This window comes from Pseudomonas sp. G5(2012) (genome assembly GCF_000408945.1).
GTDB lineage: Bacteria > Pseudomonadota > Gammaproteobacteria > Pseudomonadales > Pseudomonadaceae > Aquipseudomonas > Aquipseudomonas umsongensis.
In genome coordinates, this window is the sequence record NZ_APIO01000074.1 from 1 (window position 1) to 25,622 (window position 25,622).

Here is a 25,622-nt window from a genome sequence, read left to right on the forward strand (position 1 = left end):
CAGCAATGGATATGTACTCAACGGATATGTACTCCGACAACAAATAAAGGGTCGGTCACCAGGTAGTTTTTGTGACCGGTGGTCGATACACCTCGGCCTGCCGGACAATTTGCGCTTAGCTGTAGGGATAACCCCAAGGCGCGCGCAGGTTCCTGATCGCCACAGCGGCGCCAACTTCAGAACACCGTGAGTCTGAGGGCCGTCGCAATGCTGACCTTGAATATCAATGGCCAGGACCAGGAGCTGGATGTCCCTGCGGACATGCCGCTGCTGTGGGTCCTGCGCGATGTTGCGCACCTGACCGGCACCAAGTTCGGCTGTGGCATGGCCCAGTGCGGCGCCTGTACCGTGCACATCGACGGCACGCCTTTGCGTTCCTGCATCACACCGGCCACGGCCGTGGCCCATGGACAGAAAATCCTCACTATCGAAGGCCTGTCCACCGACGGCTCGCACCCGGTGCAACAAGCCTGGGCCGAACTCGATGTGGTGCAGTGCGGTTATTGCCAGTCTGGGCAGATCATGTCTGCGGCGGCCTTGCTGGCAAAGATCCCGCAACCGACCGACAGCGACATCGACCAGGCGTTGTCAGGCAATATCTGTCGTTGCGGCACCTACCCAAGAATCCGCGCCGCGGTCAAACGCGCCGCCCAATTGGGCTGATGGCCATGAACAGCATCGATCCACTATCGCGCCGCGATTTTCTTAAGGGCAGCGCCATGCTGGGCGGCGGGCTGGTAGTGGCGTTTGTTATCCCAGGCGGCCATCGCTTTGCCCGGGGCGTGGAAAACCAGGGCAACGTGTTCGCACCCAATGCCTTCCTGCGCATCGGCAATGACAACAGCGTCACCGTGTTGCTCGGTCATTCGGAAATGGGTCAGGGTATCTGGACCGGGTTGACCATGCTGATCGCCGAAGAGCTGGACGCCGATTGGTCGAAAATTCGCGTCGAGCACGCACCGGCTTCGGCCGCCGATTACGGTCTGGCCGGGTTCGGCGGCATGCAGATCACCGGCGGCTCGACCTCGACCTGGATGGAGTTCGACCGTTACCGTCAGGCCGGTGCGGCGGCGCGTTTGCTGCTGGTCGAGGCCGCGGCCAAGCGCTTCAACGTCGCACCCTCGGCGATTCGCACGGAGTCGGGCGTGGTGATTGCCGGCGACCGGCACGCCACCTACGGCGAACTGGCTGACGACGCCGGCAAGCTGCCGGTACCGGACCCTGCGACCATCAAGCTCAAGGAGGCCAAGGACTGGACCATCATCGGCAAACCCACCAAGCGCCTGGATACGCCGGAGAAAATCACCGGCCGCGCCAAATTTGGCATGGACGTGCAGTTCGATGGCCTGATGACGGCGATGGTCGCGCGTTCTCCGGTGTTTGGTGGCAGCGTCAAATCCTTTGAAGGCGCCGAGGCGCTGGCGATACCCGGTGTGCACAAGGTGGTGCAGGTGCCGACCGGCGTGGCGGTGATTGCTGATCACTACTGGGCGGCGAAACTGGGACGTGATGCGCTGCACGTCGAGTGGGACCTGGGGCCGAACGCAGGGCTCGACAGCGAGCAATTGCTCGAGGAATTCCGCAAGCTCGCTGCCACGCCCGGGCTGCCCGTGAGCGAGGCCGGCGATACCCAGGCTGCACTGGCCAAAGCGACCAGGACCCTCGACGTCGAGTACAGCGTGCCCTACCTGGCCCATGCACCCATGGAGCCGCTCAACTGCACCGTGAGCATTACCCAGGACAAGTGCGAGATCTGGACCGGAACGCAGTTCCAGACCCTGGACCAGATGATCGCCGGCAAAATCACCGGGCTCAAGCCTGAGCAGGTCGAGATCCATACCGAGTTCCTGGGCGGCGGATTCGGCCGGCGCGCCAATCCGACCTCGGACTTTGTCGCCGAAGCGGTCCAGGTCGCCAAGGCCGCGGGCGGGCCGGTGAAAACCGTGTGGGCGCGGGAGGATGACATCCGTGGCGGCTATTATCGCTCGGCGTTCCTGCATCAGGCGCGAGTCGGCCTGGGCGCTGATGGCCTGCCGCTGGCCTGGAAGCATGTGCTGGTCGGACAGTCGATCATGGCCGGCACCTCGCTTGAAGCGGCCATGGTCAAGAACGGCATCGACAAGACGTCCGTGGAGGGCGTGGCGGACGGTCCCTACCTGCAGGGGCTGGCTAATCATCAGGTTGAGCTGCATTCGCCAAAGACCGGCATCAGCGTGTTGTGGCTGCGTTCGGTGGGGCATACGCACACTGCCTTCGTCATGGAATCGCTGATCGACGAACTGGCCGCGGCGGCAAGCCAGGACCCGGTGGAGTACCGACGGACCTTGCTCAAGGCGCATCCACGGCATCTTGGCGTATTGAACCTGGCGGTAGAGAAGGCCAACTGGAAGGCGCCGCTGCCGGACGGCCACGCCCTGGGCGTGGCGGTGCATGAGTCATTTGGCAGCTACGTGGCCCAGGTCGCCGAAGTCTCCCAGGATAACCTGGCGATTCGTGTGCATCGGGTGGTGTGTGCGGTGGACTGTGGGATCGCGGTCAATCCGCAGAGCATCGCCGCACAAATGGAGTCGTGCATCGCCTTCGGCCTGGGTTTCACCTTGCACAGCAAGCTGACGATCAAGGATGGCAGGGTAGTGCAGTCCAACTATCACGATTACCAGGTGCTGCGGCTCAACGAGATGCCGGTGGTCGAAGTGCATATCCTGCCCAGCAACGAAAAACCCGGTGGCATCGGCGAGGCCGGTGTTCCACCCACGGCGCCAGCAGTGGCCAACGCGGTGTACGCCCTGACCGGGCAACGCCTGCGTGAACTGCCGTTGCAACTGTCGGGGGTGTGAGATGAAACGACACCATTGGTTACTCGGCTCGCTGATACTGATTTGCCTTTTTGTCTATGCAACAGAGCTGTTCGCCGATGACAAGGAGGCGGTGAAGGCCTTCGACACCGTACAGAAGGTGTTCCAGAGCCCCCGATGCCAGAACTGCCACATTCCCGGGGACGCCCCCTTGCAGTTCGACGCCGGGCTACCCCATGCGATGAACGTGGTACGCGGCATGGACGGCAAGGGGGCTTCGGGGTTGCCTTGCGCCAGCTGCCATGCCGAGGCCAATCCACCCGCCAGTTACGGCGCCAATGCCCCGCCTGGGGCACCGCATTGGAGCCTGCCACCGGCGGCGCACAAAATGGCCTGGATCGGCCTGCCTCCGGACATGTTGTGCAGCATGATCAAGGACCGCGCGAGCAACGGTGATCGCGATTTTGCAGCGCTGATCAAGCACGTCAGCGAAGACAAACTGGTGTTGTGGGGCTGGAATCCTGGCGGTGATCGCGCGCCAGTGCCGGTGCCGCACGATGTTTTTGTCACACAGTTCAAGCGCTGGGCGGACGCCGGCGGGCCGTGTCCGGTAGTGGGTAGCTGACCAACGGCGAGTCGACATGGAGTCAAACCCGATATCGAGGACTCTAAAGAACATACCCACCTATGGAGTATGTGATGCTGATCTCAGGCAAACCGCACAAATCGTGTGTACGTGCAGGGACGCCACAGCAGGAGCGTGAGCTTTTGCGCGATCTGGCCCGCAAGGCAGAGCAAGAGCTGATCGGGGTACAGATGGCGAGCATGGATGAGTTGACGCTATTGCCCAACCGGCACGGTTTCCTCGCGTTGGCCCAATTGGGGCTGGACGCCTGCCAGCAACTGGACCGACCGGCGACGTTGCTGTTTTTCAATCTTGACGAGTTCAAACGCATCAACTACCTGTTTGGTCGCACCGAAGGTGATAAGGCGCTGAAAACCTTTGCCGATGTACTGCGCATCGGTTTTCGGGAAAACGACGTGGTCGGGCGGCTGGAGGGCGCCACCTTCGTGGCCTTGCTCACAGGTTCCGGCAGCGTGGACATCGAGGCGATCAAGGCGCGGCTCGAAGAAATGCTCGATGAACGCATGGCCACGGCGCATAGCGGGTATGAGATTCGTTTCAGTATCGGGCAGATTGAGCATGATCCTGTGGTTCATGGCTCGGTTGAAGAGATGCTGGTTGAGGCTGAAAAAGCGTTGGGCCGGTAGCATTGTGGTGCAATGACTGGCCCCATCGCGGGCAAGCCCGCTCCCACAGTTGAAAGTATTTCAAATCGGTCAAGTGTGGGAGCGAGCTTGCTCGCGAAGGCGGCCTTGGAGGCCACGCCTGCATTCATTTGGCAAACAACTGCCCAATATCCTTGAACGCCTTGAATTCCAGCGCATTCCCGCACGGATCGAACAAAAACATCGTCGCCTGTTCGCCCACCAGTCCCTGAAAACGAATCCCCGGCTCGATCACGAAACGCGTCTGCAGCGACTTCAATCGTTCGGCCAGTGCCTCCCACTCTTTCATGCCCAACACCACGCCGAAATGCGGTACGGGCACGTCATGGCCGTCAACCGCGTTGGTATGGGCGGCTTCTTGCGAAGCATTTTTTGGCGCGAGGTGAATCACCAGTTGATGGCCGAAAAAGTTGAAATCGACCCAGTGGTCACTGGAACGACCTTCTTCCAGGCCGAACACGCTCCCGTAGAAGTGCCGCGCGGCGGCCAGGTCATAGACCGGAATGGCCAGGTGGAAAGGCGAGAGTTGCATAGGGCGTGCCTCGGTTATGGAATATTGACGCTGAGTTTAGCTCTGTGCTTTTTGATTGAAAGACGATAGTTTTTGCGTCGAGCTCAAATTTTTTCGATCAATCGGTGGCCCCATGCTTCGGGAACTGAAAACCTTCATCGCGGTGGCGCGCTACGGCACGTTCGCCGCAGCGGGCATGCACATCGGCCTCACGCAGTCGGCAGTCAGCGCGCAGATCCGCAACCTGGAACAGGCCCTCGGCATTCGCTTGTTCGATCGCACCGGGCGTCAGGCCTTGCTGAATGCGGCGGGGCAGCGCGCGTTGCCGATGGCCAGGGAAATGCTGGAAATCTTCAATCGAATGGCGGTCAGTGATGACGTCAGCGAGTACAGGGGCGAGTTGAAGATCGGCGCCGTGGCCACGGTGCAGACCGGATTGCTGCCCCAGGCGCTGTTACGATTGCGCCAGCAGGCGCCACACCTGGAGCCAAAACTGGTGCCGGGCGTGTCCTTGAACCTGTTGAGCCAGGTGGACACCGGCGAAGTGGACCTTGCGATCCTCATCAAGCCACCGTTCGAACTGCCCAAGGAACTGTCGGCGCAAGTGATCCGCCGCGAGCCCTTTGTGCTGATCGTGCCGACGGATCTTGAAGGCGACGAGCCGCTCAAGTTGCTCGCCGAACATCCCCATGTGCGTTACGACCGCAATTCGTTCGGCGGGCGACTGGTGACAAGATTTCTTCGTGAGCAGCAAATCGACGTGCACGTTGCCTTGGAGCTCGATGAGCTGGAAGCCATTGTGAAGATGGTCGAGTGCGGGCTGGGCATTTCGTTGCTGCCCGAAGCGGGGCTGTGGCTGGAGCATGGGGCGAACGTCAGGGTGATTCCGTTGGGCGAGTTGACGTTTTACCGGGAGATTGTGTTGGCGCAGCGGTACAGCCAACGGACGCAGCCGATTCAGCAATTGTTTGCGCAGTGCCTTATTTGAAGATCAAAGATCGCAGCCTTCGGCAGCTCCTACAGGTGTACACATATCCAATGTAGGAGCTGCCGAAGGCTGCGATCTTTTGATCTCGACCCAATAAAAAACCCGCCAAAAAGGCGGGTTTTTTAATGGCTAACCGAAGATCACTCTTCGAGGTTGCCCATGGCCGTGGTGTTGAAGCCACCGTCCACGTACATGATTTCGCCACTGATGCCGGACGCCAGGTCCGAGCACAGGAAGGCGCCGGCGTTGCCGACTTCTTCGATGGTGACGTTGCGACGCAGCGGGGTCTGCGCTTCGTTGGCCGCCAGCATCTTGCGGAAGTTCTTGATGCCGGAAGCGGCGAGGGTGCGGATCGGGCCAGCCGATACGCAGTTCACGCGAGTACCGTCCGGGCCCAGGGAGCCGGCCAGGTAACGCACGCCAGCTTCCAGGGATGCCTTGGCCATGCCCATCACGTTGTAGTTGGGCATGGTGCGCTCGGCGCCCAGGTACGACAGGGTCAGCAGGCTGCCATTGCGGCCTTTCATCATTTCGCGGCCGGCCTTGGCCAGGGCCACGAAGCTGTAGGCGCTGATGTCGTGAGCGATGCGGAAACCTTCACGGGTGGTGGCTTCGGTGAAGTCGCCGTCCAGTTGATCGCCCGGGGCGAAGCCTACGGAGTGCACGATGCAGTCCAGGCCGTCCCACTTCTTGCTCAGCTCTTCGAAGACCTTGGCGATTTCCGCATCGCTGGCCACGTCGCACGGGAAGCACAGCTCAGGGCTCGAACCCCAGCCCTGTGCGAATTCTTCGACACGACCCTTGAGTTTGTCGTTCTGATAAGTGAAGGCAAGCTCAGCGCCCTCGCGATGCATGGCGGCAGCGATGCCGGATGCGATGGACAGCTTGCTGGCGACACCGACGATCAGTACGCGCTTACCGGCGAGAAAACCCATGTGTTGCTCCTCTTTTCAGGTTATTGCGCAGTGGCTGGAACCAGGAAGGCGGCTTCCAGCAACTGCTGTGTATACGGATGTTGGGGGGCGGCAAAAATGCTTTGCGCGTCTCCCTGTTCGACCACTTGGCCCTGCTTGACCACCATCAACTGGTGGCTCAGCGCCTTGACGACAGCCAGGTCATGGCTGATAAACAGATACGTCAGGTTGTACTTGCTTTGCAGTGATCGTAACAGCTCGACCACTTGGCGTTGCACGGTGCGGTCGAGGGCCGAAGTCGGCTCGTCCAGCAGAATCAACGCCGGTTTTAGCACTAATGCCCGGGCAATGGCGATTCTCTGCCGTTGCCCGCCGGAAAATTCGTGGGGGTAGCGGTGCCGGGTTTCCGGGTCCAGACCTACCTCCTTGAGTGCTGCAATAATCGCTTGTTCCTGTTCAGCCTCGGTGCCCATCTTGTGGATCCGCAGGCCCTCGCCGACGATCTGGCTCACGCACATTCGCGGGCTCAGGCTGCCGAAGGGGTCCTGGAACACCACCTGCATTTCCCGCCGCAGTGGCCGCACCTGTTGCTGCGTAAGGTTGTCCAGCTGCTTGCCTTCAAAACGGATGCCGCCTTTACTGCCGATCAAGCGCAGGATCGCCAGGCCCAGTGTCGATTTGCCGGAACCGCTTTCTCCCACGATCCCCAGGGTCTGGCCCTGGGGCAGGCTGAAATTGATGCCGTCGACTGCCTTGACGTAATCCACGGTCTTTTTCAGCAAGCCTTTCTTGATCGGGAACCAGACTTTCAGGTCCTCGACCGTGAGCATGGGCGGGCCGACGACATTGGTCGCAGGCGTCCCGCTGGGCTCCGCTGCCAGCAGCTCCCGAGTGTACGGATGCTGCGGCGCGCGGAACAATTGTTCGCACGATGCCTGTTCGACGATGCAACCGCGCTGCATGACACATACGCGATGCGCAATTCTTTTCACCAGGTTCAAATCGTGGCTGATCAATAGCAACGACATGCCCAGGCGGGCCTGCAGTTCCTTGAGCAATTCGAGGATTTTAAGCTGGACTGTCACGTCCAGCGCGGTGGTCGGCTCGTCGGCGATCAGCAGTTCCGGTTCGTTGGCCAGGGCCATGGCAATCATCACGCGCTGGCGCTGCCCGCCGGACAATTCGTGGGGCAGGGCCTTGAGACGCTTTTCCGGTTCCGGGATGCCGACCATTTCCAGCAGTTCCAGGGTGCGTTTGGTCGCGATTTTGCCGACCAGGCCCTTGTGGATGCCCAGCACCTCGTTGATCTGCTTTTCGATCGAGTGCAGCGGGTTGAGCGAGGTCATCGGCTCCTGGAAGATCATCGCGATCCGGTTGCCGCGGATATGGCGGATGGTTTTCTCTTTCAGGTTGAGCAGGTTCTGCCCGGAATATTCGATGGTCCCCGACGGGTGCCGGGCGAGCGGGTAGGGCAACAGGCGCAGGATCGAATGCGCCGTTACCGATTTGCCGGACCCGCTTTCGCCCACCAGCGCCAGGGTCTCGCCACGCTTGATATCGAAGCTGACACCTTCGACCACTCGCTGGCAGCGCTCGCCAACGACGAATTCGACGGCCAGGTCGCGCACTTCGATCAGATTGTCCTGATTCATTTCACTTCCTCGGGTCGAAGGCATCGCGAGCGGACTCGCCGATGAATACCAGCAAACTCAACATCAACGCCAGCACCGCGAACGCGCTCATGCCCAGCCAGGGCGCTTGCAGGTTGGATTTGCCCTGGGCCACCAGTTCACCCAGTGACGGACTGCCGGCCGGCAAGCCGAAGCCAAGGAAGTCCAGGGCGGTCAGGGTGCCAATGGCGCCGGTCAGGATGAACGGCATGAAAGTCATGGTCGAGACCATGGCGTTGGGCAGGATGTGACGAAACATGATCGCGCCATTCTGCATGCCCAAGGCCCGGGCTGCACGCACGTATTCAAGGTTGCGCCCACGCAGGAACTCGGCGCGCACCACGTCCACCAGGCTCATCCAGGAAAACAGCAGCATGATCCCCAGCAGCCACCAGAAGTTCGGCTGGACGAAGCTCGCGAGGATGATCAACAGGTACAGCACCGGCAAACCGGACCAGATCTCCAGGAAACGCTGCCCGGCCAGATCCACCCAGCCACCGTAGAAACCCTGCAGCGCGCCGGCGATCACCCCGATGAGCGAGCTGAGCAACGTCAGCGTGAGGGCAAACAACACGGAAATGCGGAAGCCGTAGATCACCCGGGCCAGCACATCGCGGCCCTGGTCATCGGTGCCCAGCAGGTTATCGGCCGATGGCGGCGCGGGGGCAGGGACCTTCAGGTCGTAATTGATGCTCTGGTAGCTGTAGGGAATCGGCGCCCATAACACCCAGGCGTCCTTGGCCTTGAGCAGTTCGCGGATGTACGGGCTCTTGTAGTTGGCTTCCAGTGGGAACTCGCCGCCGAAGGTGGTTTCCGGGTAGCGCTTGAGGGCCGGGAAGTACCAGCCATTGTCGTAGTGCACTACCAGTGGCTTGTCGTTGGCGATCAACTCGGCACCAAGGCTGGCACCGAACAGGATCAGGAACAGCCACAGCGACCACCAGCCGCGTTTGTTGGCCTTGAACAGTTCGAAACGTCGTCGATTGAGCGGGGACAGGTTCATCTCAATGCTCCCGGCTTTCGAAGTCGATGCGCGGATCGACGAAGGTGTAGGTGAGGTCGCCGATCAACTTCACCACCAGCCCCAGCAGGGTGAAGATGAACAAGGTGCCAAAGACCACCGGGTAATCGCGGTTGATCGCCGCTTCGAAACTCATCAGGCCGAGGCCGTCGAGGGAGAAGATCACTTCCACCAGCAACGAACCGGTGAAGAAGATACCGATGAATGCCGAGGGGAAACCGGCGATCACCAGCAGCATGGCGTTGCGAAATACATGACCATACAGCACGCGTTGATTGGTCAGGCCCTTGGCCTTGGCGGTGACCACGTACTGCTTGTTGATTTCATCGAGGAAGCTGTTTTTGGTCAGCAGGGTCATGGTCGCGAAGTTGCCGATCACCAATGCGGTCACCGGAAGCGCCAGGTGCCAGAAGTAGTCGAGGATCTTGCCGCCCATGCTCAACTCGTCGAAGTTGTTCGAGGTCAGCCCGCGCAACGGGAACCAGTCCAGGTAACTGCCGCCGGCAAACACCACGATCAACAGGATGGCGAACAGGAATGCCGGGATCGCATAGCCGACGATGATCGCCGAACTGGTCCAGACGTCGAAGTGGCTGCCATGCCGCGTGGCCTTGGCGATCCCCAACGGGATCGACACCAGGTACATGATCAGGGTGCTCCACAACCCGAGGGAGATCGATACCGGCATCTTTTCCTTGATCAGGTCGATGACCTTGGCATCACGGAAAAAGCTGTCGCCAAAATCCAGGGAGGCATAGTTCTTGACCATGATCCATAAGCGTTCCGGCGCCGATTTGTCGAAGCCGTACATGTGCTCGATTTCCTTGATCAGCGCCGGGTCCAGGCCTTGTGCGCCGCGATAGGCGGAGCCGGCCACCGACACCTCGGCGCCGCCGCCGGCGATGCGGCTGGTGGCGCCTTCGAAGCCTTCGAGCTTGGCGATCATCTGTTCCACGGGGCCACCGGGGGCGGCCTGGATGATCACGAAGTTGATCAGCAAGATGCCGAACAGTGTCGGGATGATCAGCAGCAGTCGCCGAAAAATATACGCCAGCATCTGATTACTCCGTGCCCGCAGGGTCGGCTTGCAATTTGGTTTCGATCTCTATGGCCGGTTTCGCATCGGGCTTGATCCACCAGGTGTTGATGCCGATGTCATATTTAGGCGAGACCTTGGGGTGGCCGATGTGGTTCCAGTACGCCACGCGCCAGGTCTTGATGTGCCAGTTGGGGATTACGTAATAGCCCCATTGCAGCACGCGGTCCAGCGCGCGGGCGTGGGCCACCAGGCTTCTTCGTGAGTCGGCGTTGATGAGTTGTTCGACCAACTGGTCCACCACCGGGTCTTTCAGGCCCATGGAATTACGGCTGCCGGGTTTGTCGGCGGCCGCGGTCATCCAGAACTCACGCTGTTCGTTGCCCGGCGAATTGGACTGCGGGAAGCTGCCGACGATCATGTCGAAGTCCCGCGAGCGCACGCGGTTGACGTACTGCGAAACGTCGACCCGGCGAATCACCAGTTCGATGCCGAGGTCGCTCAGGTTACGCTTGAACGGCAGCAGGACCCGTTCGAATTCGGTTTGGGCCAACAGGAATTCGATGCTCACCGGTTTGCCGGTGGCGTCGACCATCTTGTCATCGGCGATGCGCCAGCCGGCCTCTTGCAGCAGTTGGTAAGCCTTGCGTTGCTGGGTGCGGATCATGCCACTGGCGTCGGTCACGGGATTCTGGAACGCCTCGCTGAATACCTGCTCGGGAATCTTGCCGCGAAACGGATCGAGGATTGCCAACTCATCGGCATCGGGCAAGCCGGTGGCAGCCATTTCCGAGTTCTCGAAGTAACTGCGGGTCCTTGCGTAGGCACCGTTGAACAATTGCTTGTTGGTCCATTCGAAGTCCAGCAGCAGGGTCAGGGCCTGGCGCACGCGCACGTCCTGGAACAGCGGGCGGCGCAGATTGAACACGAAGCCTTGCATACCGGTGGGATTGCCGTTGGGGATCTGTTCCTTGATCAGCCGGCCTTCGGTCACCGCCGGGATATTGTAGGCGTTGGCCCAGTTCTTCGCGGTCATCTCCAACCAGTAATCGAACTGCCCGGCCTTCAGGGCTTCCAGCGCCACCGTATTGTCGCGGTAGTAGTCGGTGGTCATCACGTCGAAGTTGTAGAAGCCGCGGTTGATCGGCAGGTCCTTGCCCCAGTAATCCTTGACCCGCTCATAGCGCACCGAGCGCCCGGCCTTCACTTCGGTAACCTTGTACGGGCCGCTGCCCAGTGGGACTTCCAGGTTGCCCTTGTTGAAGTCGCGGCTCGCCCACCAGTGCTTGGGCAGCACCGGCAACTGACCAAGGATCAACGGCAATTCGCGGTTGTTGCTGTGCTTGAACTTGAACACTACGGTCAGCGGATCTTCGGCGACCACGTCTTCGACATCGCTGTAGTAGCCGCGGTACATCGGTGCGCCATCCTTGACCAGGGTCTGAAAGCTGAACACCACGTCATCGGCGCGAACCGGATGCCCATCATGGAAACGCGCTTCGGGCCGCAAATAGAAACGCACCCAGTCGTTGTTCGGGGCTTTTTCGATCTTGCCGGCGATCAGGCCATATTCCGTGAAAGGTTCATCCAGGCTCTGTCGGGCCAGGGTGTCGTAGATCAAGTCGATGTCGTTGGCCGACACGCCCTTGCTGATGAACGGGTTGAGGCTGTCAAACCCGCCGAACCCGGCCTGACGGAATTTTCCGCCTTTGGGCGCGTCCGGGTCGACGTAGTCGAAATGCTTGAAGTCAGCCGGGTATTTCGGCGGTTCGTTGTACAGGGTCAGGGCATGTTGCGGGGCGGCGAAGGCCCATCCTGCGAACAACAGAGCGCTGGCCTGCAGGAGTAGCGCGCTTGCGGGTTTCATCGATCTTTCTCCGAAGATTTCAGCCACCACGCGCTCAGGCCCAGGGTGTAGGGCGGCGTCGTGACGAAGCCAAACCGGTTACGGTAGGCCAGGCGGTGATAATTGAGGTACCAGTTGGGAATGATGTAGTGCTGCCACAGCAGTGTGCGGTCGAGTGCCTTGCCGGCGGCGACTTGTTCATCGCGGGTCTTGGCGGCGAGCAATTGTTCGAGCAGGTGGTCCACCACCGGATTGGCAATGCCTGCGTAGTTCTTGCTGCCCTTGACCGTGACCTGGCTGGAATGAAAGTACTGCCATTGCTCCAGGCCCGGGCTGAGGGTCTGGTTAAGGGTCATCAGGATCATGTCGAAATCGAACTGATCGAGGCGCTGCTTGTACTGTGCACGATCGACCGTGCGCAGCTTGGCGTCGATGCCGATGCTGGCCAGGTTTTCGACATAGGGTTGAAGGATGCGCTCCAGGTTCGGGTTGACCAGCAAAATCTCCAGGCGCAGCGGTTGCCCGGCCGCGTTCTGCAAGCGCTGGCCGTTGAGCTTCCAGCCGGCTTCGGCAAGCAGGGCCAAGGCTTTGCGCAGGGTATCCCGGGGAATGCCGCGACCCTGGGTCTGCGGCAGGCTGAAAGGCTCGGTGAACAACCTCGCTGGCAATTGCTCGCGATACGGCTTGAGTAACAGCCATTCGTGGCCGACTGGAAGTCCGCTGGCGGAAAACTCGCTGTTGGGGTAGTAACTCATGGCGCGTTGGTAGGCGCCGCTGAACAACGTGCGGTTGGTCCACTCGAAGTCGAACATCAGGCCCAGTGCTTCGCGAACCCTCGCTTGGGCGAACGTCGCGCGGCGGCTGTTCATGAACAGGCCCTGGGTCTGGGTCGGGATCTGGTGCGGGATCTGCGCCTTGATCACCTCGCCACGACGAATCGCCGGAAAGTCATAGCCGGTGGCCCAGTTTTTTGCCTGGTGCTCGATATAGATGTCGAACTCGCCGGCCTTGAACGCTTCGAACGCGACATCGCTGTCACGATAGAACTCGACTTCCATGCGATCGACGTTGTACTTGCCGCGATTGGCTGGCAGGTCCTTGCCCCAATAGTCCTTGACTCGCTCGAACACGATCTGTCGTCCCGGCGCAACCGAGGTGATGCGATACGGCCCGCTGCCCAGCGGCGGCTCGAAGGTGGTCGCCTTGAAGTCGCGGCCTTTCCAGTAATGCTGCGGCAACACTGGCAACTCCCCCAGACGCAGGATTAGCAAGGGATTGCCGGCACGCTTGAACACGAACCGTATACGCAGGGGGTTGAGGATGTCGACCCGCGACACTTCCTGCAGGTTGGTGCGATATTGCGGGTGGCCTTCCTTGAGCAGCAGGCGGTAGGAGAATGCCACATCAAAGGCGGTGATTGGCGTGCCGTCGTGGAAGCGGGCTTGCGGACGCAAATTGAAGACGACCCAGCTGCGGTCCTCACTGTATTCCACCGATTGGGCGATCAGGCCGTAACTGGAGGTCGGCTCGTCACCTGACGGCGCGTATTGGCCAGTGCCGACCATCAGCGGCTCGTTGAGCTCGTTGATGCCGTATTGCAGGAAATTGGATGTTGCAACCGGGCTCGTGCCCTTGAAAGTGTAGGGGTTGAGCGTATCGAAGGTGCCAAATGCCATGACCCGCAACGTACCGCCCTTGGGCGCTTGCGGGTTGACCCAGTCGAAGTGGGTAAATCTGGCCGGGTACTTGAGCGTGCCGAACTGCGCATAACCGTGGCTTTCGCTGATCGTCGCGCTTGCGGTGGAACTCAAGGCCAGGCTGATCAGGAGCAGGAGGAGGGGACGCTTCAAATAAGGAATCCGATCCGGGCGGCTTGGGCATTGTGGATCGTACAGTAACAGCTTGTATGGACAGGAAAAAGACGGGGTTCGAAAGCAGTGTTCGGGTACAAAAAAGATCGCAGCCTGCGGCAGCTCCTACAGGGAAACGTATTCCCCTGTAGGAGCTGCCGCAGGCTGCGATCTTTTCGGCATCACATCAATTTTTAATGCGGACTGGAAACCGTCAACATTTGCCCCGGCTTCAACGCCTGGCCGACACGAGGATTCCAGCGCTTGAGGTGCTGCATTTCAACGTTGAAGCGCTTGGCCACCATGTATAGCGAATCGCCTTGCTGGACTTTGTATTGCGACTGCGGCTTCTGGGTCTTCGACTTGGCCGCGACCACGGTGTTGATGCGTCCCGAGTTGCGCTTGCCGGTGTCTTGCATGACCAGCGTCTGGCCAGGCTTGAGATTCTTGCCGCTCAACTTGTTCCAGCGTTGCAAGTCCTTGACGTCGACATTGTTGGCCTTGGCGATGGAGCCCAGGTTATCGCCGCGTTTGACCCGATAGCTACGTTTGGCGCTCGCCAGTTGCGTATCGTCCGCGCCTTCGAAAACCGGCTTGAGCTGCTTCTTGCTGATCAACTCTTCGGGGCGCATGGTCTGCAGGCTGGTGGTCAGCAGTTGTGCTTTGGAGGTGGGTACCAGCAAGTGCTGCGGGCCGTCGATGGTGGTGCGTTGCTTGAAAGCGGGGTTGAGCTGGAACAGTTCGTCTTCGTCGATGTTGGCCACCGCGGCGACCTTGGACAGGTCCATGCGCTGGTTGATTTCGACGACCTGGAAATACGGTTCGTTGGCAATCGGGTTGAGGTTCACGCCGTAGGCGTCCGGCGCCATCACCACCTGCGAGAGTGCCAGCAACTTCGGCACATAGGCCTGGGTCTCGGCGGGCAGGGGCAGGTTCCAGTAATCGGTTGGCAGGCCGAGTCGCTCGTTGCGTTCGATGGCACGGCTGACCGTGCCTTCACCGGCGTTGTAGGCGGCCAGGGCCAGCAGCCAGTCGCCGTTGAACATGTCGTGCAGGCGGGTCAGGTAGTCCATGGCCGCCGTCGTCGAAGCGGTGATATCGCGCCGGCCATCATAAAAACGGGTCTGGCGCAGGTTGAAGTAACGTCCGGTGGAGGGAATGAACTGCCACAAGCCCACTGCATTGGCCCGGGAATAAGCCATCGGGTTGTAGGCGCTTTCAATCACTGGCAGCAGCGCCAGTTCCAGCGGCATGTTGCGTTCTTCAAGGCGCTCGACGATGTAGTGGATGTACAGGCTGCCGCGATCGCCGGCGTTTTCGAGAAACGACGGGTTGCTGGCGAACCACAGTCGTTGCTGCTCGATGCGCGGGTTGACGCCCAGGCCATCCTGCAGCTGGAAACCCTGGCGCATACGCTCCCAGACATCCTGCGGGATCTGTGGGCTGGGCTTTTCAGTGAGGAAGACGGGTTTCTGCTTGGCGCGCGCGGCAATATTCGGTGCGTGTGCCGCATCGGTCTGCGGCACATGACTGGAACAGCCCGCCAATGTCGCGGACACAGCCACCGCTATGGCTTGCGCCAGGCGGGTCAGTGCGTCCGAATTGATGGCTTTGCGTATAGATGACGACATTGGCTGGAAGTAAGTTCCGGGCAAAAATGTCGGGCGATTCTAGAAAGCACACCCTCTGCGGTCAACCTTTCAGAGTTTTTGGACCATCGTGCAAACTGCTCAGAACGTATCTTTCCAGGCCCTTAGTGCAGCAAAAACCATATCGGGCGCGGAGTTATCGGTGCCGGTCCGTTCATCCGCTTTTTCTTTAACGGATGTTTCACCGGTACGCAAAAACGGATTTGTACGTTTTTCCAGGGCCACCGTGGAGGGCAGCGTGATGATGCCGGCTTCGCGCTGACGGGCCACGCTGGCCAGGCGTTCAAGGGTGTCGGCGTTGCCGGGTTCGACCGCGGCAGCGAAGCGCAGGTTGCTCAGAGTGTATTCATGGGTGCAATACACCCGGGTGTCCTCGGGAAGCGCGGCAAGGCGCGACAGCGAGGTGTACATCTGTTGGGGCGTGCCTTCGAACAGGCGCCCGCAACCTGCCGCGAAGAGGGTGTCGCCACAAAACAGCAGGCCGGGGTGATAATAGGCAATGTGTCCCAGGGTATGACCGGGCACCGAAATGATCTCGAAGTCATGGCCCAGCACATTGATACGATCGTTATCCTTGAGCGCGATGTCCCGCTTGGGGATGCTTTCGCTGGCAGGACCATAGACGGTCGCGTCCGTCGCTTTCTTGAGCTGTTCGACGCCACCGACATGGTCATGATGATGGTGAGTGATCAGAATATCGCTCAGGACCCAGCCCGGATTGGCCGCGAGCCAGGCGTTTACGGGCGCGGCATCGCCCGGGTCGACCACCGCGCAACGTCGGGTGTCGGGGTCTTGTAACAACCAGATGTAGTTGTCGGTGAAGGCGGGCAGGGCAGTGATCTGTATCATCGTCGGATTCGCCAAGCGGAAAACAATGGCGCATCTTAGAACTTCCTGGCGCGTTGGAGAATGCAATGACCGATAAAGCGTTCGCTCAGGCTGATCCTGACTGGCTGGCGTTGATCAGCGCAGCACGTGACTGGCTGTCCGGTCCCCTTGGGCAACTGCTGCTGGATGAAGAGCGGCGCATGCTCGAAGACGAGCTGGGGCGTTTCTTCGGAGGCTACCTGGTGCATTACGGGCCGTCGGCCCAGACCCCGCCGTCGGCGCCGCAGGTGCAGCGCAACGTGCGCCTGGGTGCACCGTTGCCCGGGGTCGAGATCGTCTGCGAGGAGCAAGCCTGGCCGCTGAGTGAGCATGCCGCCGATGTGGTGGTGCTGCAGCATGGGCTGGATTTCTGCCTGTCGCCCCACGGTTTGCTGCGGGAGGCGGCCAGCAGCGTGCGGCCCGGCGGGCATTTGCTGATCATCGGCATCAATCCCTGGAGTACTTGGGGACTGCGCCATGTGTTTGCCCATGACGGATTGCGCAAGGCACGCTGCATTTCCCCCTCGCGGGTGGCGGACTGGCTGAACCTGCTGGGCTTCGCGCTGGAGAAACGCCGCTTCGGGTGCTATCGTCCGCCGCTGGCTTCACCCACGTGGCAGGCTCGCCTGGCCGGCTGGGAGCGCAAGGCCGGTGACTGGCAATTGTCCGGTGGCGGCTTCTATCTACTGGTGGCGCGCAAGATCGTGGTAGGCCTGCGACCGCTCCGTCAGGAGCGTCGCGAGCCGATGGGCAAGCTGATCCCGTTGCCGATGGCCAAGGTCAATCGTCGTAACATCGAACCGTGATACTTCCTTTTTTCCGACCGGGGTTGCCCCGGTCCTGGGCGTCGTCGATCTTCAATTGGCGAACCACTGCATTTTCTGGATAGATTGGCATGAGCGATAGCGTAGAACTCTTCACCGATGGCGCCTGCAAGGGCAACCCTGGCCCTGGCGGCTGGGGCGCATTGCTGGTGTGCAAGGGCGTGGAGAAAGAACTTTGGGGAGGCGAAGCCAATACCACCAACAACCGCATGGAGCTGATGGGCGCGATTCGTGGCCTGGAAGAGCTCAAGCGTTCGTGCGATGTGTTGCTGGTGACCGACTCCCAATACGTGATGAAAGGCATCAACGAGTGGATGGCCAACTGGAAAAAACGCGGGTGGAAAACCGCAGCCAAGGAACCGGTCAAGAACGCTGACCTGTGGATGCTGCTGGACGAGCAGGTCAATCGCCACAACGTCACCTGGAAATGGGTACGTGGGCACATTGGCCATCACGGCAACGAACGGGCGGATCAACTGGCCAACCGTGGCGTGGATGAAGTGCGCGGCTTCAAACAGGCCTGAATTCAACGCCAAAGACATACTGTGTCGCTGCCTTCGCGAGCAGGCTCGCTCCCACATTTGATCTCCTTGAGCGCAAATTCTGCGTTCACCTGCGATCCAGTGTGGGAGCGAGCCTGCTCGCGAAGGCCGTGACACGGTGTATCTGAAAGACCCCGGCAAGCGTGTTAATATCGCCGCTTTTGCCCGATTGACCGATTGAGAGCTGAGCACCCGATGGCCACCAGATCCGTTGTACTCGACACCGAAACCACCGGCATGCCGGTGACCGACGGCCACCGGATTATCGAGATCGGTTGTGTCGAGCTGATCGGTCGGCGCCTCACTGGCCGGCATTTTCACGTTTACCTGCAACCGGACCGCGAAAGTGACGAGGGCGCCATCGGCGTCCACGGCATCACCAACGAATTCCTGGTGGGCAAGCCGCGTTTCGCCGAGGTGGCCGAAGAGTTCTTCGAATTCATCAAGGGCGCGCAGCTGATCATCCATAACGCGGCGTTCGACGTTGGCTTCATCAACAACGAATTTGCCCTGATGGGCCAGCACGATCGTGCGGACATCACCCAGCACTGCTCGATCCTCGATACCTTGATGATGGCCCGGGAACGTCACCCGGGGCAGCGCAACAGCCTCGACGCCTTGTGCAAGCGCTATGGCGTCGACAACTCCGGCCGTGAGCTGCACGGCGCCTTGCTCGACTCCGAGATCCTGGCCGACGTCTACCTGACCATGACCGGCGGCCAGACCAGCCTGTCCCTGGCGGGCAATGCGTCGGACGGTAATGGTTCCGGCGAGGGTGCGGACAACTCCGCCACTGAAATCCGCCGCCTGCCGGCCGACCGTCAGCCAGCGCGCATCATTCGCGCCACTGAAGAAGAGCTGGCCCAGCACATGGCGCGCCTGGAAATCATCAGCAAATCCGCCGGTGGGCCGGCGCTTTGGTTGCAATTGGCTGAGGCTGAGGCTGAGGCTTCGGCATAGGTCCGTTAACAAGATCGCAGCCTCGTTTCACTCGACAGCTCCTGCAGAGTGAAGCGAGGCTGCGATCTTTTGATCTTCACGCCGATCAGTTGACCCATTTCAGTGCGTCGCACTCGCCACATCCGCTCCAACCCTCTACCCTGAGGTGATTGACAGGCTCTGGCCTGCCGCCTCAGGACACTGAGCCCCATGTATAAAGATCTGAAATTCCCGGTCCTGATCGTTCATCGCGACATCAAGGCCGACACCGTCGCTGGTGATCGCGTGCGGGGTATCGCCCGGGAACTGGAGCAGGAAGGTTTCAGTATCGTCTCGGCGATGGACTACACCGAAGGCCGGCTGGTCGCGTCGACCCATCATGGTCTCTCGTGCATGCTGATAGCGGCAGAAGACGCCAGTGCCCATTCGCATTTATTACAGAATATGGCCGAGCTGATCGGGCTGGCGCGAGTGCGGGCGCCGGACCTGCCCATTTTCGCCCTCGGCGAGCAAGTGACCCTGGAAAACGCCCCCGCCGACGCCATGGCCGAGCTCAATCAGTTGCGCGGCATTCTGTATCTGTTCGAAGACACCGTGCCATTCCTCGCACGCCAGGTGGCGCGGGCCGCGCGCAAGTACCTCGATGGCTTACTGCCGCCGTTCTTCAAGGCGTTGGTGCAGCACACCGCCGATTCCAATTATTCCTGGCACACCCCCGGTCACGGTGGAGGGGTGGCGTATCACAAGAGCCCGGTAGGGCAGGCTTTCCATCAGTTCTTCGGGGAAAACACCCTGCGTTCGGATCTATCGGTCTCGGTGCCGGAACTGGGCTCACTGCTGGATCACACCGGGCCCCTGGCAGAGGCGGAGGCGCGGGCAGCGCGTAACTTTGGCGCCGATCACACCTTCTTCGTGATCAACGGCACCTCGACAGCGAACAAGATTGTCTGGCATTCGATGGTTGCTCGCGACGATCTGGTGCTGGTTGATCGCAATTGCCACAAGTCGGTGTTGCACTCGATCATCATGACCGGTGCCATTCCGCTGTACCTGTGCCCGGAGCGCAATGAACTGGGGATCATCGGGCCGATTCCGCTGAGTGAGTTCAGCCGCGAATCGATCCAGGCCAAGATCGAAGCCAGTCCGTTGACCAAGGGCCGGACGCCGAAGGTCAAGCTGGCGGTGGTGACCAATTCAACCTACGACGGCCTCTGCTACAACGCCGAACTGATCAAGCAGCAATTGGGCAATAGCGTCGAAGTCTTGCATTTCGATGAAGCCTGGTACGCCTATGCGGCGTTCCATGAGTTTTTCACCGGCCGCTACGGCATGGGCACGTCCCGCAGTGAAGACAGCCCGCTGGTGTTCACCACCCATTCCACGCACAAGCTGCTGGCGGCGTTCAGCCAGGCGTCGATGATCCATGTGCAGGACGGCGGCGCCCGGCAACTGGACCGTGATCGTTTCAATGAAGCCTTCATGATGCATATTTCCACGTCACCGCAGTACGGCATCATCGCGTCGCTGGATGTGGCGTCGGCGATGATGGAGGGCGGGGCCGGGCGTTCGCTGTTGCAGGAGATGTTCGACGAGGCCCTGAGCTTTCGCCGGGCGCTGGCCAATCTGCGCCAGCATATCGCCGCCGACGATTGGTGGTTTTCCATCTGGCAGCCGCCGTCGGTCGAAGGCATCGACCGTGTGGTGACCGAGGACTGGCTGCTGCAACCTGCGGATGACTGGCACGGCTTTGGCGAAGTGAGCGACGACTATGTCTTGCTCGATCCGATCAAGGTCAGCCTGGTGATGCCGGGCCTGACCGCGGGCGGTGCGCTCAGCGAGCGCGGAATTCCGGCGGCCGTGGTCAGCAAGTTTCTCTGGGAGCGCGGGCTGGTGGTCGAAAAGACCGGGCTGTATTCGTTCCTGGTGTTGTTTTCGATGGGGATCACCAAGGGCAAGTGGAGCACGTTGCTGACCGAGTTGCTGGAGTTCAAGCGCAGCTACGACGCCAACGTCAGTCTGGCCAGCTGCCTGCCTTGCGTGGCGCAACAGCACGGCGCGCGCTATCAGGGCATGGGCTTGCGAGACTTGTGCGATCAGTTGCACGCCTGTTATCGCAGTAATGCCACGGCCAAGCATCTCAAGCGGATGTACACCGTACTGCCACAAATCGCCATGAAGCCGGCGGATGCGTATGATCATCTGGTACGTGGCGAAGTCGAAGCGGTTTCGATCGATGCGCTGGACGGACGTATCGCCGCCGTGATGCTGGTGCCATACCCGCCGGGCATTTCGTTGATCATGCCCGGAGAGCGCTTTACCGAGGCGACCCGCTCGATCATCGACTACCTGGCGTTTGCTCGCACGTTCGACAGCAGTTTCCCGGGTTTCGTCGCTGATGTGCATGGATTGCAACACGAAGACGAGGGCAATGGACGGCACTACACCGTCGATTGCATCAAGGAATGAGGACCTTTCCCAGTATGCAACCGGTTATGAATCCGAATTACCCAGGGCTGTCGGTGCGCGTGGCCGACGAGGGCTTTGCCGCTTATATATGGGGCAGTGATTTCAGTTTTGAAGTCGCCGCCTACGGCGCTGCCGAAATCGGCCAGCCGGTAGAGAAGTGGCAGGTCACGCCCATCACCCCTTATCGCAAATGCTATGGCATCGATCCGGAAGAGTTCAGCAGCTTTCGCGATGCCGCCGACAGCGCGATTTTCATGGCGTACCTGGACGACGAACCTGTTGGCCACCTGGTGATCAGCACCAACTGGAACGGTTTTGCCCATATCGATGAGTTGGCGGTGCATGCGCCGGCCAGGCGACACGGTGTGGCCAAGGCGTTGCTGGATGTGGCGCAGTTCTGGAGTCGCAAGAAGAAACTGCCCGGCGTCATGCTGGAAACCCAGAACAACAACTTGGGCGCCTGTCGGCTTTACGAGCGTTGCGGCTTCATGATCGGTGGCATTGACCATCTGCGTTATCGGGGTATTGACCCCAATACTGCCGAAGTGGCGCTGTTCTGGTACCGATTGTTCGACAACCCGCTGGAAAGCCCCATCAGTTCGCCAACATCACCGCGGCTTGTTCCGTGATGATCGCCAGCAAAGCCTGAAGGGCTGGCGAGGGCTCGCCGTTTTTCAGGGTCAGGGCGTAGAGGGTGATCGGCACGGCCGGTGCCAGCGGGCAGGCGTCGAGCCCGGTCGATTTGGCGCCCAGGGCGGTGAAAGGGTCGACAATGGCCAGGCCTTCACCGGCCTCGACCATGCTGCGCATCATCTGGTGGGTTTGCACACGCGTCTGTATCACCGGCGCCGGCCGCAGCGCATGCAGTTTGTTTTCAAGCGCCGGGCTCAGCGGGTCATGGCCTTCAAGCCCGACCATCGCCTGGCCGGCCAGGTCCTGGAGCGAGATGTACTTCTGCTTGGGTTGCAGCCAGCCGTGAGGGGCGAGCAGCTGCAGCTTGCCGTGAGCGATTGGCTGGCAATGAATATCGGCGTGATCGGGATCATGCAGGCTCAAGCCCAGGTCGCTTTCGCGAAGCAGCAGGCTGCGCACGATCTCGCGTGTGGGGTGGCTCAGGAGCGTACAGGGTGCGTCAGGCAAGCGTCGGCGCAGCGCGGCGATGCTGTGCGGCAACAATTGCTGGGCGAGGGGCGGGGTGCAGATGATGCGTAACGGCGCGGCCAGGTATTGCCTCAGGCTGCTCGCCAGGCGCTGCACCGGTTCGAGTGCATCGTAGACACGGGTGATTTCGACCTGCAACGCCCGCGCCTCACGCGTGGCCTGCAAGCGTCCGCGAACGCTTGCGAACAGCATGAAGCCCAACTGATCCTCGGCGTCGCGCAAAATGCGTTCGACTTCGGCCACCGGCAACTGCAGCCATTCAGCGGCGGTGCCCAGGTGACCGGTTTGCAAGAGCGCCTGGATCACTTCGATATGGCGTAAGCGCATGCGTGAAGTCCATGTTCAGCAGGTGAAGAAGGAGTCAGGACTGAATCCTAACCCAAGTCTGCGCATATGACTTCTGCTCATAACACCGAGTTATGAAGCGGCGATCGGTTCCGGTTCGCGGATCAGCGTTACACCCGTTTGCACCAATTGAAACTCGTTGTTATCGAGTTTGTTGACGCGGTCGCCAATTGCCAGTTTGTACGTGGTGACAGACGTGCCGTCAGCGGACTGGGTGGATTCCTGGAACTCATGTACGGAATAAACACGGCCTTCCGCATCTCTTGCATGGAACTGACCGACGAGTACTGCTGCCATCTGCTTAGAACCTCTGGAGATAAATCACTCAATGTGCGGTGGGGTAGACCGCCACTGGGCACGGTAAGTTTTCCTACGTAAAAAAAATATATCAGGACGCACAATACTGTGTTTATTGGCTGAACCGTCGCCTGATCATCTATAACTACAGGCTCCTCCCACGGACAATCGAGCGTCTTCCATGAGTAATGTCTATAACATCGCCGTAGTGGTCGGCAGCCTGCGTAAAGCATCGATCAACCGTAAGGTCGCCCTCGCGCTGGCGGATCTGGCGCCGGCCAACCTCAAGCTCAACATCGTCGAAATCGGGGATTTGCCGCTCTACAACGAAGACATCGATGGTGCTTCACCGCCGGCAGCCTACAGTACTTTCCGACAACAAGTCAGTTCATCCGACGCAGTGCTGTTCGTTACCCCGGAATACAATCGTTCGGTGCCTGCCCCGATGAAGAACGCCATTGACGTGGGTTCGCGCCCTTATGGCAAGAGTGCCTGGAGTGGCAAGCCGGGTGCGGTGATCAGTGTTTCGCCGGGTGCGGTCGGTGGATTCGGTGCGAATCACCACTTGCGCCAGTCCATGGTGTTTCTCGATGTGCCGATGATGCAACAACCGGAAGCCTACCTCAGTGGCGCCGGTGCCGCGTTCGACGAGGCGGGCAACCTGTCGGAATCCGTCAGGCCGTTCTTGCAGAAGTTCGTCGATGCCTATGGCAAGTGGGTCGAGCAACACAAGAAGCTTTGATGCATCGGATTACGAACCGTTAGCCAGTCGGCTACAAATCATTGTTTCCATTTCCGACAACCATGCGGCGGTTTGCGCCGCCGCTGGTTGCGCGGTGACACAATAACGCCGTCCGCCCCACGCCATGATGACCCAGGCATCGATAGTCGCCTGTGAGGGGGGTACAGGCAGATCGCCACAGGCTGCGATCGCTTCGCGCCATTTCTGCGACAGCTCGTCGAACAGCCTTCGATGGTGTTTGGGCTCGGCGATCTGGTGTTCGATGAGCAGCACGGCATGGTTGAAAAAGGGCTGGTGCTCATCGTCGGGGGTACAGGTCAGGCGGATGAGGCGTTTAATCCGGGTTGCCCAGTCCAGTTCATTGGCTTGCACAACCGCTTCATCCAGATGCTGCAACAAGGCATCCAGTCGATGTCGGATATAGCCGGAGAGCAGGGCTTCCTTGCTCGGGAAATAGTCGTACAGCGTGCCAATCGCAACGCCTGCTTCAAGTGCCACTTCCCGGGTGGTCAAGCCAGGCCAACCGTTTCTGCGCCAAATCCGAACAAAAGCCTGGTAAATCGCTTCGACGGTGAAAATCGCCCGGGCCTGACTCGGCCGTTTCAGCGGTTTTGCCCGGGGATTGACGTTGGGCGCGCCGCCCCTGGTGTTTCCGAACCCGCTCTTCATCGGCGGCCATTACTCTGGTGCTACCCGCCACACTAGCGCAGCAGGAGATTGAAGGATGCAAAGTTCATGTACGGTAACACGGCTGATAACCCGTAAAAACGCCTTGGACCAGAGTCGGATTGAAGAGCTGCAGCGAAGTCTGATTCCGGCGGCCGGCGAGGTGATCTTGAAGATTGACCGTTGCGCGCTGACGACCAATAACATTACTTACGCCGCCTATGGCAATTCGATGAACTACTGGGGGTTCTTTCCTACAGGATTAGAGCAGTGGGGGCACGTCCCTGCCTGGGGCTTTGCCGATGTCGTGGCCTCTGACGTGGCTGGCATCAAGGTCGGGGAACGTTTCTACGGGTATTTCCCGATTGCCAGCCATCTGTGGATGCGCCCTGAACGGGTGACCGAACGTGGTTTCTACGACGGTGCCGAGCATCGACTCGGGTTGACCTCGGCGTACAACCAATACACCCGCTGCAGTTGGGATTCGTACTACAGCCCGGAGACCGAAAACCTGCAGATTTTACTCAAGCCCTTGTTTCTGACCTCTTCGATGCTCGCGGACTTTTTGCAGGACAAGCAGTTCTTTGGTGCAACTCGACTGGTGTTCTCCAGCGCCTCGAGCAAAACCGCCTACGGCACCGCAGTCTGCCTGGGCAATCTTGCCGGCGTGGAACGCGTTGCGCTGACTTCAACCGGTAACAAGGCTTTTGTCGAGAGTCTTGGTTGTTACGAGCGAGCGGTGTCTTACGCGGATTTGGCGGACGTGCCCAATGATCGTGCAACACTGTATGTGGATTTTTCCGGCGACCTTGAGCTGCGTGACCAGGTGCACCGGCATTTCGCCGGACAGCTGGCCTACAGTTGTTTCGCCGGCTCGGCACAAAGCACCGATGAGGCGCGATTGACAGCCATCGAGGGCCCGCAGCCGGTGTTCTTTTTTGCGCCGATCCAGATTCGCAAGCGTAATGCCGATTGGGGGCCGGAAGGGGTCAGCCAGCATATCGGCGAGGGTTTGCAGGCGTTTTTCCGGAAAGTGACGGCCAGTGAAGCGCCATTGCTGAAGGTGGTGGAAAGCCAGGGTTACGAAGCGGCGCAGTCGGTTATTTCACGCCTGTTCCATGGACAGGTCGCGCCGGTGGAGGGGCATGTGATTCGGTTGTGACTGAGGTGGCCCCTTCGCGAGCAGGCTCGCTCCCACAGTTA

General features: G+C 60.1%; 24 protein-coding genes. 12 read left to right on the forward strand and 12 right to left on the reverse strand.

All coding sequences use genetic code 11. From position 1 onward, the window contains the following. Positions 1 to 207 precede the first annotated feature (207 nt). The 4 genes from PG5_RS21720 to PG5_RS21735 all read left to right on the forward strand — a co-directional run bounded on the left by PG5_RS21720 (position 208) and on the right by PG5_RS21735 (position 4,067). The gene (locus tag PG5_RS21720; protein WP_020799272.1) at positions 208 to 663 is read left to right on the forward strand and encodes a (2Fe-2S)-binding protein; all 456 of its coding nucleotides are present in this window, start codon (positions 208 to 210) and stop codon (positions 661 to 663) included. 5 nt (positions 664 to 668) lie between these two features. Continuing rightward, a complete protein-coding gene (locus tag PG5_RS21725) occupies positions 669 to 2,837 on the forward strand; it encodes a xanthine dehydrogenase family protein molybdopterin-binding subunit (RefSeq protein ID WP_042955633.1) in 2,169 nt (722 codons plus the stop codon). 1 nt (position 2,838) lies between these two features. Beyond that, a complete protein-coding gene (locus tag PG5_RS21730; RefSeq protein WP_020799274.1) occupies positions 2,839 to 3,420 on the forward strand; it encodes a hypothetical protein in 582 nt (193 codons plus the stop codon). Positions 3,421 to 3,494: 74 nt separating this feature from the next. Beyond that, the gene (locus PG5_RS21735; protein ID WP_020799275.1) at positions 3,495 to 4,067 is read left to right on the forward strand and encodes a GGDEF domain-containing protein; all 573 of its coding nucleotides are present in this window, start codon (positions 3,495 to 3,497) and stop codon (positions 4,065 to 4,067) included. Positions 4,068 to 4,191: 124 nt separating this feature from the next. On the opposite strand, the gene PG5_RS21740 is transcribed toward PG5_RS21735, so the two are convergent. Then, complete coding sequence (locus tag PG5_RS21740; RefSeq protein WP_020799276.1) at positions 4,192 to 4,617, reverse strand: VOC family protein; 426 nt, start codon at positions 4,615 to 4,617, stop codon at positions 4,192 to 4,194. Positions 4,618 to 4,729: 112 nt separating this feature from the next. Here PG5_RS21740 and PG5_RS21745 point away from each other — a divergent pair, with 112 nt between their 5' ends. After that, positions 4,730 to 5,584: a LysR family transcriptional regulator gene (locus PG5_RS21745; protein WP_020799277.1), complete on the forward strand. Its 855-nt coding sequence runs from the start codon at positions 4,730 to 4,732 to the stop codon at positions 5,582 to 5,584. 140 nt (positions 5,585 to 5,724) lie between these two features. Here the strand turns inward: PG5_RS21745 and fabI are convergent, their stop codons facing one another. The 8 genes from fabI to gloB form a co-directional block, all read right to left on the reverse strand. After that, entirely contained in the window at positions 5,725 to 6,519 is a 795-nt protein-coding gene (gene fabI / locus PG5_RS21750) for an enoyl-ACP reductase FabI (RefSeq protein WP_020799278.1), read from the reverse strand. 20 nt (positions 6,520 to 6,539) lie between these two features. Further along, entirely contained in the window at positions 6,540 to 8,150 is a 1,611-nt protein-coding gene (locus PG5_RS21755) for an ABC transporter ATP-binding protein (RefSeq protein WP_020799279.1), read from the reverse strand. Position 8,151: 1 nt separating this feature from the next. Next, entirely contained in the window at positions 8,152 to 9,171 is a 1,020-nt protein-coding gene (locus PG5_RS21760) for an ABC transporter permease (RefSeq protein WP_020799280.1), read from the reverse strand. A 1-nt stretch (position 9,172) separates the two neighbouring features. Then, the gene (locus PG5_RS21765; protein ID WP_020799281.1) at positions 9,173 to 10,246 is read right to left on the reverse strand and encodes a microcin C ABC transporter permease YejB; all 1,074 of its coding nucleotides are present in this window, start codon (positions 10,244 to 10,246) and stop codon (positions 9,173 to 9,175) included. A 4-nt stretch (positions 10,247 to 10,250) separates the two neighbouring features. Continuing rightward, complete coding sequence (locus tag PG5_RS21770) at positions 10,251 to 12,092, reverse strand: extracellular solute-binding protein (RefSeq protein WP_020799282.1); 1,842 nt, start codon at positions 12,090 to 12,092, stop codon at positions 10,251 to 10,253. Then, positions 12,089 to 13,903: an extracellular solute-binding protein gene (locus PG5_RS21775; RefSeq protein ID WP_371106617.1), complete on the reverse strand. Its 1,815-nt coding sequence runs from the start codon at positions 13,901 to 13,903 to the stop codon at positions 12,089 to 12,091. The genes PG5_RS21770 and PG5_RS21775 overlap by 4 nt, the downstream gene beginning before the upstream one ends. A gap of 212 nt (positions 13,904 to 14,115) precedes the next feature. Further along, positions 14,116 to 15,552, reverse strand: a complete 1,437-nt coding sequence (locus tag PG5_RS21780; RefSeq protein ID WP_020799284.1) for a transglycosylase SLT domain-containing protein — start codon at positions 15,550 to 15,552, stop codon at positions 14,116 to 14,118. A 99-nt stretch (positions 15,553 to 15,651) separates the two neighbouring features. Continuing rightward, positions 15,652 to 16,419 (reverse strand): hydroxyacylglutathione hydrolase, encoded by a 768-nt coding sequence (gloB, locus tag PG5_RS21785; protein WP_020799285.1) that lies wholly within the window; start codon positions 16,417 to 16,419, stop codon positions 15,652 to 15,654. A 65-nt stretch (positions 16,420 to 16,484) separates the two neighbouring features. Between gloB and PG5_RS21790 the strand changes: the two genes are divergently transcribed. From PG5_RS21790 to PG5_RS21810, 5 genes are all read left to right on the forward strand, one after another. Next, a complete protein-coding gene (locus tag PG5_RS21790; RefSeq protein ID WP_020799286.1) occupies positions 16,485 to 17,243 on the forward strand; it encodes a class I SAM-dependent methyltransferase in 759 nt (252 codons plus the stop codon). Positions 17,244 to 17,332: 89 nt separating this feature from the next. Further along, on the forward strand, positions 17,333 to 17,785 hold the full coding sequence (gene rnhA / locus PG5_RS21795; protein ID WP_020799287.1) for a ribonuclease HI: 453 nt from the start codon (positions 17,333 to 17,335) through the stop codon (positions 17,783 to 17,785). Between the two features lie 213 nt (positions 17,786 to 17,998). Next, on the forward strand, positions 17,999 to 18,763 hold the full coding sequence (dnaQ, locus tag PG5_RS21800) for a DNA polymerase III subunit epsilon (protein ID WP_020799288.1): 765 nt from the start codon (positions 17,999 to 18,001) through the stop codon (positions 18,761 to 18,763). 189 nt (positions 18,764 to 18,952) lie between these two features. After that, a complete protein-coding gene (locus tag PG5_RS21805) occupies positions 18,953 to 21,208 on the forward strand; it encodes an Orn/Lys/Arg decarboxylase N-terminal domain-containing protein (RefSeq protein ID WP_020799289.1) in 2,256 nt (751 codons plus the stop codon). Between the two features lie 14 nt (positions 21,209 to 21,222). Continuing rightward, the gene (locus tag PG5_RS21810; RefSeq protein WP_020799290.1) at positions 21,223 to 21,837 is read left to right on the forward strand and encodes a GNAT family N-acetyltransferase; all 615 of its coding nucleotides are present in this window, start codon (positions 21,223 to 21,225) and stop codon (positions 21,835 to 21,837) included. Here the strand turns inward: PG5_RS21810 and PG5_RS21815 are convergent. Both PG5_RS21815 and PG5_RS21820 read right to left on the reverse strand, forming a co-directional pair. Further along, the gene (locus PG5_RS21815; RefSeq protein WP_020799291.1) at positions 21,803 to 22,696 is read right to left on the reverse strand and encodes a LysR substrate-binding domain-containing protein; all 894 of its coding nucleotides are present in this window, start codon (positions 22,694 to 22,696) and stop codon (positions 21,803 to 21,805) included. The genes PG5_RS21810 and PG5_RS21815 overlap by 35 nt on opposite strands. A gap of 90 nt (positions 22,697 to 22,786) precedes the next feature. Next, positions 22,787 to 23,011, reverse strand: a complete 225-nt coding sequence (locus PG5_RS21820) for a hypothetical protein (protein ID WP_020799292.1) — start codon at positions 23,009 to 23,011, stop codon at positions 22,787 to 22,789. A 181-nt stretch (positions 23,012 to 23,192) separates the two neighbouring features. On the opposite strand from PG5_RS21820, the gene PG5_RS21825 reads away from it, so the two are divergent. Then, on the forward strand, positions 23,193 to 23,753 hold the full coding sequence (locus PG5_RS21825; protein WP_020799293.1) for an NADPH-dependent FMN reductase: 561 nt from the start codon (positions 23,193 to 23,195) through the stop codon (positions 23,751 to 23,753). A gap of 9 nt (positions 23,754 to 23,762) precedes the next feature. On the opposite strand, the gene PG5_RS21830 is transcribed toward PG5_RS21825, so the two are convergent. Further along, a complete protein-coding gene (locus PG5_RS21830) occupies positions 23,763 to 24,422 on the reverse strand; it encodes a TetR/AcrR family transcriptional regulator (RefSeq protein WP_020799294.1) in 660 nt (219 codons plus the stop codon). A gap of 55 nt (positions 24,423 to 24,477) precedes the next feature. Between PG5_RS21830 and PG5_RS21835 the strand changes: the two genes are divergently transcribed. Next, the gene (locus PG5_RS21835) at positions 24,478 to 25,581 is read left to right on the forward strand and encodes a DUF2855 family protein (RefSeq protein ID WP_020799295.1); all 1,104 of its coding nucleotides are present in this window, start codon (positions 24,478 to 24,480) and stop codon (positions 25,579 to 25,581) included. The last annotated feature ends 41 nt before the right edge of the window (positions 25,582 to 25,622 follow it).

Bases quoted from the DNA above. Each gene is read 5' to 3' on its own strand.
- PG5_RS21720 (WP_020799272.1), top strand. From the start codon at position 208: ATGCTGACCTTGAATATCAATGGCCAGGACCAGGAGCTGGATGTCCCT.
- PG5_RS21725 (WP_042955633.1), top strand. From the start codon at position 669: ATGAACAGCATCGATCCACTATCGCGCCGCGATTTTCTTAAGGGCAGC.
- PG5_RS21730 (WP_020799274.1), top strand. From the start codon at position 2,839: ATGAAACGACACCATTGGTTACTCGGCTCGCTGATACTGATTTGCCTT.
- PG5_RS21735 (WP_020799275.1), top strand. From the start codon at position 3,495: ATGCTGATCTCAGGCAAACCGCACAAATCGTGTGTACGTGCAGGGACG.
- PG5_RS21740 (WP_020799276.1), bottom strand. From the start codon at position 4,617: ATGCAACTCTCGCCTTTCCACCTGGCCATTCCGGTCTATGACCTGGCC.
- PG5_RS21745 (WP_020799277.1), top strand. From the start codon at position 4,730: ATGCTTCGGGAACTGAAAACCTTCATCGCGGTGGCGCGCTACGGCACG.
- fabI (WP_020799278.1), bottom strand. From the start codon at position 6,519: ATGGGTTTTCTCGCCGGTAAGCGCGTACTGATCGTCGGTGTCGCCAGC.
- PG5_RS21755 (WP_020799279.1), bottom strand. From the start codon at position 8,150: ATGAATCAGGACAATCTGATCGAAGTGCGCGACCTGGCCGTCGAATTC.
- PG5_RS21760 (WP_020799280.1), bottom strand. From the start codon at position 9,171: ATGAACCTGTCCCCGCTCAATCGACGACGTTTCGAACTGTTCAAGGCC.
- PG5_RS21765 (WP_020799281.1), bottom strand. From the start codon at position 10,246: ATGCTGGCGTATATTTTTCGGCGACTGCTGCTGATCATCCCGACACTG.
- PG5_RS21770 (WP_020799282.1), bottom strand. From the start codon at position 12,092: ATGAAACCCGCAAGCGCGCTACTCCTGCAGGCCAGCGCTCTGTTGTTC.
- PG5_RS21780 (WP_020799284.1), bottom strand. From the start codon at position 15,552: ATGTCGTCATCTATACGCAAAGCCATCAATTCGGACGCACTGACCCGC.
- gloB (WP_020799285.1), bottom strand. From the start codon at position 16,419: ATGATACAGATCACTGCCCTGCCCGCCTTCACCGACAACTACATCTGG.
- PG5_RS21790 (WP_020799286.1), top strand. From the start codon at position 16,485: ATGACCGATAAAGCGTTCGCTCAGGCTGATCCTGACTGGCTGGCGTTG.
- rnhA (WP_020799287.1), top strand. From the start codon at position 17,333: ATGAGCGATAGCGTAGAACTCTTCACCGATGGCGCCTGCAAGGGCAAC.
- dnaQ (WP_020799288.1), top strand. From the start codon at position 17,999: ATGGCCACCAGATCCGTTGTACTCGACACCGAAACCACCGGCATGCCG.
- PG5_RS21805 (WP_020799289.1), top strand. From the start codon at position 18,953: ATGTATAAAGATCTGAAATTCCCGGTCCTGATCGTTCATCGCGACATC.
- PG5_RS21810 (WP_020799290.1), top strand. From the start codon at position 21,223: ATGCAACCGGTTATGAATCCGAATTACCCAGGGCTGTCGGTGCGCGTG.
- PG5_RS21815 (WP_020799291.1), bottom strand. From the start codon at position 22,696: ATGCGCTTACGCCATATCGAAGTGATCCAGGCGCTCTTGCAAACCGGT.
- PG5_RS21820 (WP_020799292.1), bottom strand. From the start codon at position 23,011: ATGGCAGCAGTACTCGTCGGTCAGTTCCATGCAAGAGATGCGGAAGGC.
- PG5_RS21825 (WP_020799293.1), top strand. From the start codon at position 23,193: ATGAGTAATGTCTATAACATCGCCGTAGTGGTCGGCAGCCTGCGTAAA.
- PG5_RS21830 (WP_020799294.1), bottom strand. From the start codon at position 24,422: ATGAAGAGCGGGTTCGGAAACACCAGGGGCGGCGCGCCCAACGTCAAT.
- PG5_RS21835 (WP_020799295.1), top strand. From the start codon at position 24,478: ATGCAAAGTTCATGTACGGTAACACGGCTGATAACCCGTAAAAACGCC.